The organism is Anaerotruncus colihominis (assembly GCF_010206195.1).
Lineage (GTDB): Bacteria > Bacillota > Clostridia > Oscillospirales > Ruminococcaceae > Anaerotruncus > Anaerotruncus colihominis_A.
Genome location: NZ_VIQT01000019.1, coordinates 42,145 through 53,784, shown reverse-complemented (window position 1 = coordinate 53,784; position 11,640 = coordinate 42,145). Strand labels below are relative to the sequence as shown.

Below are 11,640 nucleotides of genomic sequence, written 5' to 3'. Positions count from 1 at the left end.
TTATGGATACGTTCCGATTATGGAAGCAGAGGGGTATTGAAATGTTTGTCAAAGAAGTCGCTGTTCAGAACCAGGTTGGCCTGCACGCGCGTCCCGCTACGTTCTTTATTCAGAAGGCGAATGAATACAAATCCTCCATCTGGGTCGAAAAGGAGGAGCGCCGCGTCAACGCCAAGAGCCTGCTCGGCGTTCTGTCGCTTGGCATTGTCGGTGGCACATCGATCCGCATCATTGCTGACGGTTCCGATGAGCAGGCCGCTGTCGAGGGCCTTGTCAAGCTTGTGGAGTCCGGCTTTACAGAGTAAAAACAGTTTGCCACAAACGGTTCGCGCCGCATTGGGCGCGCGCCCCGCAGATTCGCATGTATTCGCTGACTGAAACCCCCTCGCCGGGCCGTGGCCCCGCGGAGGGTTTTTAGTTGTTCCCCCTTGTTTTTGGGGGCGCTGCGGACGGGCGCGCGGCCGGCGGCGCATTTTTTCGCGGCGCGGCCGATGGAATTTAATGGGGGTGGACGCTGTCGACAATCCGCGTCTTTTATTTCTGGCCGAAAAGGCGCGCCGGCTTCCGCTTTTGCCGGGCGTCTACATTATGAAGAATAAAAGCGGCGAGATCATTTATATCGGCAAGGCCAAGGCGCTGAAAAACAGGGTCAGCAGCTATTTCCGCGCAGTGGAAAAGCACCATCCCAAGGTGTATAAAATGGTCAGCCATGTATACGATTTTGATTCCATTGTCACGGATAGCGAGTTCGAGGCGCTTGTGCTCGAATGCAGCCTGATCAAGCAGCACACGCCCAAATATAACATCCTGCTCAAGGATGACAAAGGATACAGCTACATCAAGGTCGCGCCCAGGCAGTATGGCCGTATCACGCATGTATTTCAGAAGGAGGACGACGGCGCGCAATATATCGGGCCGTATATCTCCTCGTTTGTTGTAAACGAGACGGTCGACGAGGCGAACCGGGTATTCATGCTGCCGACCTGCGGCAAAAAGTTTCCGCAGGAGTTCGGCAAGGCGCGGCCGTGCCTCAATTACCACATCAAACGGTGCATGGGCGTCTGTATGGGGAAAATTTCTTCTCAAGCATATGATGAAATTCTCGAGCAGGCACTTGATTATATCCGCGGCGGCAGTGCGCGCGCCGTCGAACGGCTGACCGAGCAGATGGAGCTGTGCGCTGAAAACATGCAGTTTGAAAAGGCTGCCCAGCTTCGCGACCGTATCCGGGCCGTGACGCGCATCAGCGAATCGCAGAAGGTTGTGTTTGCAAAGGTAGCTAATCAGGATATTATCGCGCTCGCGCGCAGCGAAAGCGAAACGTGCGCCGTGGTGCTCAAATTCCGCGGCGAACGCTTGGTGGACAAGCAGGACTTTTTGATCGGCGCGACGGACGATATCGACGCCGCGCGCCAGGAGTTTTTGCTGCGCTACTATACGACGCGGCGCGGCGACCTCCCGAAGAAGATTCAGCTTGACGGCGATGTTGCAGACGCACAGCTTGCCGCGCGCCTGCTCTCCGAGCAGGCGGGCTATAAGGTGGAAATTCATATCCCACAGCGCGGCGAACAGCTCCGCCTGGTCGAGATGGCGCGCAAAAATGCTGTCGAGCGCCTTTCGCAGACTGTGCGCCGCGCGGGACGCGAGGTCGGCGCGCTCGATGAATTGGCGCGGCTGCTTGGGCTGGAACGTCCGCCTGTGCGCATCGAGGCATATGATATATCAAACATCGGATCGGATACGGTCGTCGGCGGAATGGTCGTTTTTGAAAACGGGCGGCCCCTGCGCCGCTGCTATAGGAAATTTACGATCAAGACGGTCATTGGGACAGACGACTACGCCAGTATGGCCGAGATGATTGAGCGCCGGTTCGCACATTATAAAAACGACGAGACGCCGGATGAGGCGTTCGGCCGTCTGCCCGATTTGATTTTGCTCGACGGCGGGCGCGGCCATGTCGGCGCGATCGCGCCGGTACTCGCGTCGATGGGGATCGCCGTGCCGCTGTTCGGCATGGTCAAGGATGATAAGCACCGCACCCGCGCCATCGCCCAAAGCGGCGGAGAAATCGCCGTGGCGCCGCACCGCAGCGCGTTTACGCTTGTTTCCACGATTCAGGATGAGGTTCACCGCTTTTCTATCAGCTTTTCACGCGCGCGCCATCAGAAATCGTCGTTCGAGCTGTCGCTGACCAAATGCGAGGGAATCGGCCAAAAGCGCGCGGCCGAAATCTTCCGCCACTTTAAGACGATCAAGGCAATCCGTGCAGCGGATGTCGACGCGCTTGCCGCAGTCAAGGGCGTGAGCCGTCCGGCCGCTGAAAAGCTTTATGAATTTCTGCATACGGATGATTGACAAAACGGATGAAACAGGCAATAATATGCATACAAGACCGCCTGCTGAGGGCGGTTCAGACGGGAGGAACGTCTATGAGGGTGATCACGGGTACAGCGCGCGGCACGCGTCTGGAGGCCCCCGAGGGACTGCAAACCCGCCCCACCTCGGATATGGCCAAGGAGGCCGTTTTCAGCATTCTGCACTTTGAACTGACCGGGGCGGCTGTGCTGGATCTGTTTGCCGGCAGCGGGCAGCTCGGGATCGAGGCGCTCTCGCGCGGCGCAAAAAGCTGTGTGTTTGTGGATCATTCGCGCGCCGCGCAGGAGGTCATTCGCCGAAACCTTGCGGCGGCCAGGCTCGCGCCGCTCGCGCGTGTAGCCGCGATGGATGCGTCATCCTTTTTGACGGGGTGCCGCGACCGTTTTGATATCGCGCTGCTTGACCCGCCGTATGATGGCGGTCAGCTTGCGGCGGCGCTCTCCGGCGTGGCTGCGCTGATGAATGACGGCGGCGTTATCATCTGCGAGACGGACCGCCGCGCTGAGCCGCCCGCTATGGCCGGCGCGTTTTGCGTGCACAAGGTCTACCGGTACGGCCGGGCAAAAATCACGACCTATAGAAAACGACAGGAAGAAGATGACTGATATGGAGCGTCTGGCGATCTGCCCGGGAAGCTTCGACCCGATTACAAAAGGACACGAGGACATCATCCGGCGCGCTGGTACGCTGTTTGACCGGGTCATCGTCGTCGTCAGCTCCAATCCCGATAAGCGGCCGATTTTTTCGCTGGATGAGCGTGTCGGCCTGATTCGGGATGTGTGCGGCGATATGCCAAATGTGGAGGTCGATAAATTCAGCGGCCTTTTGATTGATTATGTGCGTGCGCGTAAGGCGGTTGCGATTGTAAAAGGATTGCGCGCCGTGTCCGATTTTGATTATGAGTTCCAGATGGCGCTGACAAATAAAAAGCTGTATCCATACGCTGAGACGGTTTTTTTGACGCCAAACAGCGATAATATGTATCTAAGCTCCAGCATGGTCCGGCAAATCGCACGGTTCGGGGGTGATGTCGGCAGCTTTGTGCCGGCGGCGATCCTCGATACAGTGACAGAACGTCTGCGTGCGCAGTATGCGGCTGTTGGAACAACGAGTGAGTAAGGAGGCGTTTCCCCAATGAATATTGATGAGATTCTGGATGTGATCGACGAGCTGCTCGACCGCGCATGGAGCCTGCCGCTCTCGGGCGGCCGTTGTGTGGTGGATGCGGACAAGGTGCGCGACCTGATCGATGATATCCGGTTGAATATTCCCGGCGAGATCAAGCAGGCGAAAGCGATTGTATCTGATCGTGCCGAAATTATTGACGGCGCGAAAAAGGAGGCCGAACAGATCGTGCGTAAGGCCGAGGATCGCGCCCGCGCGCTGATCGCGCAGCAGGAGGTCACGAAGGCCGCGCAGGCCAAGGCGTCCGAGCTCCTGTCCCAGGCGCAGATTAAGGCGCGCGAAATCCGTCAGGCCGCGCAGGAATTTTCCGACAACTGTATGCTCAAGACTGAGGAAGTGCTCGTCAAGTCCCTGACCGAGATCAAGGCGACCCGCCAGGCTTTCCGTAACGCCACGTCCCGATAATCCCAAGCCTTTTTGAAAAAAGGCTTCAACGAAAAACTTAGTTCGGCTGCGCTCCAGCCTTTTTGAAAAAAGGCTTCGGCGAAAAACTTAGTTCGGCTGCGCTCCAGCCTTTTTGAAAAAAGGCTTCGGCGAAAAACTTTAGTCGGCTGCGCCGCGAACAGCGGGACAGGTTTTAGCGTTTTTACAGGCTGCGCCGCGAACAGAGGGACAGGTTTCAGCGTTTTTACAGGCTGCGCCGCGAACAGTGGGACAGGCGCATCGCAATCAAAAGTTTTCGCCCGCCTTTTTCAAAAGGCGGTGGGTGAGAGAAAGGCCAAGGCCCCTCGCGGGTCTTGGCCTTTCTCGAGGGCGAAGCCCTATCCACGGGCCGCAGCCCTCATAAAAGCGCGGCCCACAGGCCGCAAGACACCTGCTCCGACGCAGTGCCTTCCGCCAGCAAAAGCCATGACAGACGCCGCGCGGCTGGCGTGGCACCTGCTCCGACGCAGTGCCTTCCGCCAGCAAAAGCCATGACAGACGCCGCGCGGCTGGCGTGGCTTTTGCAAGCGCCCGCTTTCCGGCCTTTTTGAAAAAGGCCTCGGCGAAAAACTTAATTCGGCTGCGCTCCAGCCTTTTTGAAAAAAGGCTTCGGCGAAAAACTTTAGTCGGCTGCGCCGCGAACAGCGGGACAGGTTTTAGCGTTTTTACAGGCTGCGCCGCGAACAGTGGGACAGGCGCATCGCAATCAAAAGTTTTCGCCCGCCTTTTTCAAAAGGCGGTGGGTGAGAGAAAGGCCAAGGCCCCTCGCGGGTCTTGGCCTTTCTCGAGGGCGAAGCCCTATCCACGGGCCGCAGCCCTCATAAAAGCGCGGCCCACAGGCCGCAAGACACCTGCTCCGACGCAGTGCCTTCCGCCAGCAAAAGCCATGACAGACGCCGCGCGGCTGGCGTGGCTTTTGCAAGCGCCCGCTTTCCGGCCTTTTTGAAAAAGGCCTCGGCGAAAAACTTAATTCGGCTGCGCTCCAGCCTTTTTGAAAAAAGGCTTCGGCGAAAAACTTTAGTCGGCTGCGCCGCGAACAGCGGGACAGGTTTTAGCGTTTTTACAGGCTGCGCCGCGAACAGTGGGACAGGCGCATCGCAATCAAAAGTTTTCGCCCGCCTTTTTCAAAAGGCGGTGGGTGAGAGAAACATCCACGGGCCGCAGCCCTCATAAAAGCGCGGCCCACAGGCCGCAAGACACCTGCTCCGACGCAGTGCCTTCCGCCAGCAAAAGCCATGACAGACGCCGCGCGGCTGGCGTGGCTTTTGCAAGCGCCCGCTTTCCGGCCTTTTTGAAAAAGGCCTCGGCGAAAAACTTAATTCGGCTGCGCTCCAGCCTTTTTGAAAAAAGGCTTCGGCGAAAAACTTTAGTCGGCTGCGCCGCGAACAGCGGGACAGGTTTCAGCGTTTTTATAGGCTGTGCCGCGAGTATCGCGCCAAGCCGGCGCGCTAAGATTGTCCGCAAAAAATGAAATCTCTTCACGGTTTTGTTTTGCTTCTATGATACTATGCGGCCCGGATTTTATCAGTCGTTGATTCTGTATAACCTGTAAAGAACATTTGTTCTATTTGCGGATTGCATTTTTTGGAGCGATCATGTATAATAACCGCAGGGCGGTTATTATACCGGCCTTATGGCCAGGGCGATACGCGGGCGCAGCCCGCTGCCGCCCCGATGGCCAATTATACAATGAGTATTACATAACGGGTATTACATACGGCGGAGGTCATATGCATGGCGGATAAGGACAAAAAGCTCGGTTCAGTGAGCGCACGCAAGAGCGGCGTCTCGTCCGAGGATCGGAAAAAGGCGTTGGAGACGGCGCTTGGTCAGATTGAAAAGCAGTTCGGCAAGGGCGCGGTGATGAAGCTTGGACAGGACAGCACGCTCAATGTGGAGGCGATCTCCACCGGATCGCTGTCGCTTGATATTGCGCTTGGCATCGGCGGTGTGCCGCGCGGGCGCATCATCGAGATATACGGGCCGGAAAGTTCCGGTAAGACGACTGTCGCGCTCCATGTAGTGGCGCAGGCGCAGAAGGAGGGCGGCTCGGCTGTTTTCATCGACGTTGAACATGCGCTTGACCCGGTGTATGCGCAGGCGCTCGGCGTGGACATCGACTCGCTGCTCGTTTCACAGCCGGATACTGGCGAACAGGCGCTTGAGATCTGCGAGGCGCTTGTGCGCTCCGGGGCGATCGACGTTGTGATTGTCGATTCGGTCGCCGCAATGGTCACAAAGGCCGAGATTGAGGGCGATATGGGCGACAGCCATGTCGGTTTGCAGGCGCGTCTGATGTCGCAGGCGCTGCGCAAGCTGACTGGGGCGATCGGCAAATCAAACTGTGTCGTGATCTTCATCAACCAGCTCCGCGAAAAAATCGGCGTCATGTACGGCAATCCCGAGACGACGCCCGGCGGCCGCGCGCTCAAGTTTTACGCGTCAGTGCGCCTGGACGTGCGCCGCGTCGAGGCGCTTAAAAACGGTTCCGAACTGATTGGCAACCGCACGCGTGTTAAGGTTGTTAAAAATAAGGTGTCGCCGCCATTTAAAGAGGCTGAGTTTGATATTATGTACGGCGAAGGGATCTCAAAGGTTGGTGAAATTCTGGACCTTGCGACAAAGCTAGACATTGTTATGCGCAGCGGATCGTGGTTCAATTACGGCGACACACGTCTCGGGCAGGGGCGCGACAACGCGAAGGAATTTTTAAAGGCGAATCCAGAGACCGCCCAGGAGATCGAAACAAAGGTGCGCGAAAATGCCGATAAGCTGCTGAAGTCTACGAAGACCGCCGGTAAAAAGCCGATGCGCGCGGGCGCGTCGGCTGCGGAGCCGGAAAAGCTCGCCGCCGCTCCGGATGCGCCGCCCGTGCCCGCGCCGCGCGTCAACATTGATGTGGAGACGGACGACGAATGACGCTGACAAAAATCGCGATGACAAAACGCGGCCGGGTGGCTCTGTATGCCGACGGCGCGTTTGTGATGAGCCTGCACCCCGATGTCTTTGCGGCGTCGGGGCTTTCAGCCGGCTCACAGATTGATGAGGACGCCCTGCGGGAGCTGTCGGACGCGGCCGAGCTGCGCGAAGCGCGCGAGCGCGCTCTTTCGATGCTTTCGCGGCAGGATTATACGGCGCATGGCCTGCGCGACCGTCTGACGCGCCATGTGGGCGAAGAAGCGGCCAGGCAGGCTGTGGAGCGTATGAAAGAGCTTGGCCTGGTCGACGATGAACGCTATGCGGCGCGCTTCGCGCAGGAGCTTTCAGAGCGGCGCCATTACGGTGCCGCGCGCATCCGGCAGGAGCTTCGCCGCCGCGGCATCGATTCGCAGACGGCCGCGCAGGCGGTCGCCGCTCTGGAGGAAAACGATCCGCAGGCGCATATTTTAGCGGTGCTCCTGAAAAAATATCCGCGGGCGGCCGGGGACGAAACCGTCCGGCGGCGCGCCTGGGGTGCGCTGCTGCGCCTCGGGCACAGCCCTTCCGATGTACGGCGGGCGCTCGATGCATTCTGCGGCGGGCGCAGCGGATATGATTTTGATTGACGACATAATTTCACACGAAGCGGCGCGTCTGCTTATGCCGCTTCGGATGCTGCAAAGGAGCTGGCTGTATGTCGGTAAAGGTCGGGATGGTATCCCTGGGATGTTCAAAAAATCAGGTGGACGCGGAGCGGCTGCTTGCGCAGATAGAAAAGGGCGGCTATGAAATCTGCGCCGATGCGTCGCAATGCGATGTGGTTATTATCAATACATGCGGCTTCATCGAGGACGCCAAGCGTGAAAGCATCGAGACCATCCTGGAGTTTGCGCAGCTCAAAACGGGCGGCGCGCTCCGGGCGCTCGTCGTAACGGGCTGCCTGGCGGAGCGGTATCGCGAGCAAGTCGCCGCTGAAATCCCGGAGGCGGACGTTGTGCTCGGCATCGGCTGTAACGCGGATATCCTCGGCGCGATTGACAGGGCGCTGCATGGCGAAAAGACGGTGGCGTTCGGTAAAAAGGAAGCGTTGTCGCTGGAAGGGGAGCGCGTGCTTGCCAACGAGCCGTATTTTGCGTACCTCAAGGTGGCAGAGGGCTGTGACAACCGCTGTTCCTACTGTGCGATCCCGCTGATCCGCGGGCCTTTTCGCAGCCGGCCGATGGAGAATATCGTCGCAGAGGCCGCGCGCCTTGCAAAGCGTGGCGTCACGGAGCTGAATGTCGTGGCGCAGGATACGACACGCTATGGCGAGGACCTTTATGGGCGGCTGGCCCTGCCGGAGCTTTTGGAAAAGCTGTGCCGGCTGGATGGCGTGCGGTGGGTGCGGATGCTGTACTGTTACCCGGATCGCATCACGGACCGTCTGCTCGATGTGATGGCGCGCGAGGAAAAGATCGTCAAGTATATGGATATCCCGATCCAGCATGTAAACGGGCGTATCCTGTCGTTGATGAACCGGCGCGGCGATGGCGAAAGCCTGACCGCGCTGATGGAAAAAATCCGTGCGCGCGTGCCAGACGTTGTGCTGCGCACAACGCTGATTACGGGCTTTCCGACGGAAACGCAGGGAGAGTTCGAGGAGCTGTGCGAATTTGTGCAGCGCGTGCGCTTTGAGCGGCTCGGCTGTTTTGCCTACTCTGTCGAGGAGGATACGCCGGCCGCGCTGATGGACGGCCAGCTCGACGAGGAGGAAAAGCGCCGCCGTGCGCAGATCATTATGGAGCAGCAGTACGGCGTTATGGAAGCTTTCAACCGATCCCAGATCGGACGGCGGCTGACAGTCGCCGTGGAGGGGCGCGAGGGCCGGCTTTGGTATGGGCGCAGCTATATGGATGCGCCCGACATCGATTCGCGCGTCTATTTTTCAGGGCATGGGCCGTACAACCCGGGAGATTATATTGAAGTTGAAATCAACGGGGCGGAGGGCTACGATTTGAAGGGAAAGGCGCTGATCCAATGAATCTGCCGAATAGACTGACGGTCATGCGTATGGCGTTGATTCCGGTATTTCTTGTCTTTATGCTGGCGGAGTCGATTCCGCACAGCTATTTGATCGCGGCCGTCATCTTTGCCGCCGCGTCGTTTACCGACTACCTTGACGGACATATTGCCCGCCGCGATGGGCTTGTTACAAATTTCGGCAAGCTGATGGACCCTCTGGCCGATAAACTGCTGGTGTTTTCAGCGCTCGTCTGTTTTATCGAGCTTGAGATGAGTTCCGCTCTCATCGTGTTTATCATTCTGGCGCGTGAATTCCTTGTGACATCGGTGCGTCTGATTGCCGCCGAGCAGGGCACCGTGATCGCCGCCGATATCTGGGGCAAGATGAAAACCGTCTCGCAGATCATATGGGTGCTGGTTGCTCTGATCGCGCTCTGGCTGGAGGAGTGCTGGCCGCTTTTCATGACAGTCCCTCCCGGCAATTCTGCGCCGCCCGCGCCGGTAATTTTTCTGATCGGCCTGTCGTTTGTCGTGCAGACAATCGTTGTGATCCTGACGGTTTTTTCGGGATTTAATTACATTTGGAAAAACCGTTCGCTTCTTGGAGATATTAAATAACGCTTGCATCCGTGCCTGTATTGTGGTATCCTCAAATCAATACAGCTCATAATATGGAATGCACTTGCAAGATCAGTTTCTATCAGAAAAGGGATCTTTCCATGAAAAAATATGTTATGCTCTTGGCAGCTTTCGTGCTTGTGGCTTGCTGCACTGCCTGCGCTGCTCAACCAGCAAACCCATCTGCTCCGGAAGCTTCATCTATGCCATCTTCGTCATTTGCCGCCCCTGCATTGGAAAGTGAGGAAGAGCAGTCAAAAGTGATTGAGGTCGGCGGTGAAAATCTTTATGATACATTTGCAGACCTCTGGTTCAAGGCAAACCGCATTTACGATGTGGATGACTTTAATTTTCTGGAAAGCGCCGGCTCTTGCGACTTGGGGATCGGGCCTGAATTTTACGAAATTACCAACTATGACACGGTGGTTCCAACAGTTTTCAGTGTGAAAGGAATCGAGCAGCTGGAGCAGGCGACAATAGGTAATGCTACGGTCACATTTATTCAGAAAAAGGATGGAAAAACATATCGTATGGGACCGTGGAAAACTGGATATGCTTATCAGGATGCACTGGAGAATATCCGCCTGAAAGAAGCCGCCGATAACAGAGTGACTCTGGAAGTGCAGTACAGGCAATCCCCCGGCTATGCAGGAGCGAAAGAAAACCCTGATTATGTCCCGGAATATGCTTTTGTTGATTTTACAGTGGTCAAAGAAAATGGGCAGTGGCTGGTTGAGGACTATATCTTCCCGGAAAATAGAAACGCCGGGACAGCGCAGGACAGCTTTCAAAAATCCGGTGAAAGCTGATTTTGCGTCCCAGCCGCAGGGGCTTTTACAATATCGCCAACCCCTCAATTCAAAGAGGTGCAGACCTTTGTAAGATTTCCCGTTGAGATAGGTTCGTTTTGAAATTGTTTATGCACAGACCGCCTGCTGGCCGCATAGACTATATAGCATAAATGCGTTGATCGGGAGAAGTATCCGCGAAGCCACGCGACAGAGAAGACGCGCCGAAGCGCCGCGCCCGCCCAGGCGGGACGGCGCCGGGCTGCAAGCGCGTCCCGTGCAGGCCGCGGCGAAATGCGCCCGTGAGCACGCCGTCCGAACGGTTTGGAGCCGGGTGGGGCGGCGCGTTTCCCCGCGTTAAGGGGTATGGGGTGGATGCCCCTGAGTGATAAACCGAAGTGGAACCGCGGGAATACCGCCTTCGTTTGGCCTGGGGCCGGACGGGGCGTATTTTTATATCCCGGATATGGATAAAAATGGTTCCGCGCATTCATGTTCTTCTCCAAAGGAGGTATCATAAGGATGTTTGATGAGTTGAAGAAGGATATACAGGCGGTCAAGGAACGCGACCCGGCCGCGCGCAGCAGCCTGGAGGTGCTGCTGATCTCGAGCGGCCTGCACGCGCTGATGCTGCACCGGCCGGCGCATTGGCTTTACCGCCACAAGGCGTTTTTGCCCGCGCGTCTGATCAGCCAGGCGTCGCGCTTTTTGACCGGCGTTGAAATACACCCGGGGGCGAAAATCGGTTCCGGTGTGATGATCGACCACGGCATGGGAATTGTAATCGGCGAAACGGCCGAGGTCGGGGACGGCTGCACCATTTACCAGGGCGTGACGCTCGGCGGAACGGGAAAGGATAAAGGCAAGCGTCATCCGACGCTCGGCAAAAACGTCACGGTTGGCTGCGGGGCGAAAATTCTTGGGCCGTTCAGGGTTGGCGACGGCGCGAAGGTTGCCGCCAACGCGGTGCTGCTCGAATCAATTCCGCCGCAGTCGACGGCGGTCGGCGTGCCTGCGCGCGTGGCGCGCGTCGGCGGGCGAAAACCAACGACGCTCGACCACGTCCACATTCCCGACCCTGTGGCGCAGGAGATCTGCCGCCTGCGCTTTGAGATCGGCAGGATGGAGCAGCGTATCCGGGAATTGGAAAAGAAGGAGCAAAAACAAACGCAGGCGTCCGCCCGGCCGCCGCAGACAACCACGGCGGATGGGCGGTAAAACGCGCACGGGGCCTGCGCCCCGTGTACATACTGCGCGCGGCGGCATGGGCCTGACAGTGTGCGGCCAGGCCCGTGCCGCGGGAACTGCTGGTCTGCCGATCAGTTTATTT

The 11,640-nt window shown here is 57.7% G+C and carries 11 protein-coding genes; all 11 read left to right on the top strand.

Annotation, left to right across the window (positions count from 1 at the left end):
• Positions 1 to 41: 41 nt before the first annotated feature.
• The 11 genes from FMM72_RS13195 to epsC all read left to right on the top strand — a co-directional run bounded on the left by FMM72_RS13195 (position 42) and on the right by epsC (position 11,528).
• The gene (locus tag FMM72_RS13195) at positions 42 to 305 is read left to right on the top strand and encodes an HPr family phosphocarrier protein (RefSeq protein ID WP_006873852.1); all 264 of its coding nucleotides are present in this window, start codon (positions 42 to 44) and stop codon (positions 303 to 305) included.
• 196 nt (positions 306 to 501) lie between these two features.
• On the top strand, positions 502 to 2,355 hold the full coding sequence (gene uvrC / locus FMM72_RS13190; RefSeq protein ID WP_180322929.1) for an excinuclease ABC subunit UvrC: 1,854 nt from the start codon (positions 502 to 504) through the stop codon (positions 2,353 to 2,355).
• An 8-nt stretch (positions 2,356 to 2,363) separates the two neighbouring features.
• Positions 2,364 to 2,981: a 16S rRNA (guanine(966)-N(2))-methyltransferase RsmD gene (rsmD, locus tag FMM72_RS13185; RefSeq protein ID WP_257431395.1), complete on the top strand. Its 618-nt coding sequence runs from the start codon at positions 2,364 to 2,366 to the stop codon at positions 2,979 to 2,981.
• Position 2,982: 1 nt separating this feature from the next.
• On the top strand, positions 2,983 to 3,495 hold the full coding sequence (gene coaD / locus FMM72_RS13180; RefSeq protein ID WP_160208938.1) for a pantetheine-phosphate adenylyltransferase: 513 nt from the start codon (positions 2,983 to 2,985) through the stop codon (positions 3,493 to 3,495).
• A 15-nt stretch (positions 3,496 to 3,510) separates the two neighbouring features.
• Positions 3,511 to 3,966, top strand: a complete 456-nt coding sequence (locus FMM72_RS13175; protein WP_160208855.1) for an ATPase — start codon at positions 3,511 to 3,513, stop codon at positions 3,964 to 3,966.
• 1,752 nt (positions 3,967 to 5,718) lie between these two features.
• The gene (gene recA / locus FMM72_RS13170) at positions 5,719 to 6,903 is read left to right on the top strand and encodes a recombinase RecA (RefSeq protein ID WP_160208856.1); all 1,185 of its coding nucleotides are present in this window, start codon (positions 5,719 to 5,721) and stop codon (positions 6,901 to 6,903) included.
• Positions 6,900 to 7,529 carry a regulatory protein RecX gene (locus FMM72_RS13165; RefSeq protein WP_160208857.1) on the top strand — a complete coding sequence of 210 codons (630 nt, stop codon included), beginning with the start codon at positions 6,900 to 6,902 and terminating at the stop codon, positions 7,527 to 7,529. Before recA ends, FMM72_RS13165 begins: the two co-directional genes overlap by 4 nt.
• Positions 7,530 to 7,597: 68 nt before the next feature.
• Entirely contained in the window at positions 7,598 to 8,923 is a 1,326-nt protein-coding gene (gene rimO, locus FMM72_RS13160) for a 30S ribosomal protein S12 methylthiotransferase RimO (RefSeq protein WP_162221682.1), read from the top strand.
• A complete protein-coding gene (pgsA, locus tag FMM72_RS13155) occupies positions 8,920 to 9,522 on the top strand; it encodes a CDP-diacylglycerol--glycerol-3-phosphate 3-phosphatidyltransferase (RefSeq protein ID WP_160208859.1) in 603 nt (200 codons plus the stop codon). The genes rimO and pgsA overlap by 4 nt, the downstream gene beginning before the upstream one ends.
• A 101-nt stretch (positions 9,523 to 9,623) precedes the next feature.
• Positions 9,624 to 10,331 carry a hypothetical protein gene (locus FMM72_RS13150; protein ID WP_162221681.1) on the top strand — a complete coding sequence of 236 codons (708 nt, stop codon included), beginning with the start codon at positions 9,624 to 9,626 and terminating at the stop codon, positions 10,329 to 10,331.
• A gap of 501 nt (positions 10,332 to 10,832) precedes the next feature.
• On the top strand, positions 10,833 to 11,528 hold the full coding sequence (epsC, locus tag FMM72_RS13145; protein ID WP_180322928.1) for a serine O-acetyltransferase EpsC: 696 nt from the start codon (positions 10,833 to 10,835) through the stop codon (positions 11,526 to 11,528).
• Positions 11,529 to 11,640 lie beyond the last annotated feature (112 nt).

Bases quoted from the DNA above. Each gene is read 5' to 3' on its own strand.
- FMM72_RS13195 (WP_006873852.1), top strand. From the start codon at position 42: ATGTTTGTCAAAGAAGTCGCTGTTCAGAACCAGGTTGGCCTGCACGCG.
- uvrC (WP_180322929.1), top strand. From the start codon at position 502: ATGGGGGTGGACGCTGTCGACAATCCGCGTCTTTTATTTCTGGCCGAA.
- rsmD (WP_257431395.1), top strand. From the start codon at position 2,364: ATGAAACAGGCAATAATATGCATACAAGACCGCCTGCTGAGGGCGGTT.
- coaD (WP_160208938.1), top strand. From the start codon at position 2,983: ATGGAGCGTCTGGCGATCTGCCCGGGAAGCTTCGACCCGATTACAAAA.
- FMM72_RS13175 (WP_160208855.1), top strand. From the start codon at position 3,511: ATGAATATTGATGAGATTCTGGATGTGATCGACGAGCTGCTCGACCGC.
- recA (WP_160208856.1), top strand. From the start codon at position 5,719: ATGGCGGATAAGGACAAAAAGCTCGGTTCAGTGAGCGCACGCAAGAGC.
- FMM72_RS13165 (WP_160208857.1), top strand. From the start codon at position 6,900: ATGACGCTGACAAAAATCGCGATGACAAAACGCGGCCGGGTGGCTCTG.
- rimO (WP_162221682.1), top strand. From the start codon at position 7,598: ATGTCGGTAAAGGTCGGGATGGTATCCCTGGGATGTTCAAAAAATCAG.
- pgsA (WP_160208859.1), top strand. From the start codon at position 8,920: ATGAATCTGCCGAATAGACTGACGGTCATGCGTATGGCGTTGATTCCG.
- FMM72_RS13150 (WP_162221681.1), top strand. From the start codon at position 9,624: ATGAAAAAATATGTTATGCTCTTGGCAGCTTTCGTGCTTGTGGCTTGC.
- epsC (WP_180322928.1), top strand. From the start codon at position 10,833: ATGTTTGATGAGTTGAAGAAGGATATACAGGCGGTCAAGGAACGCGAC.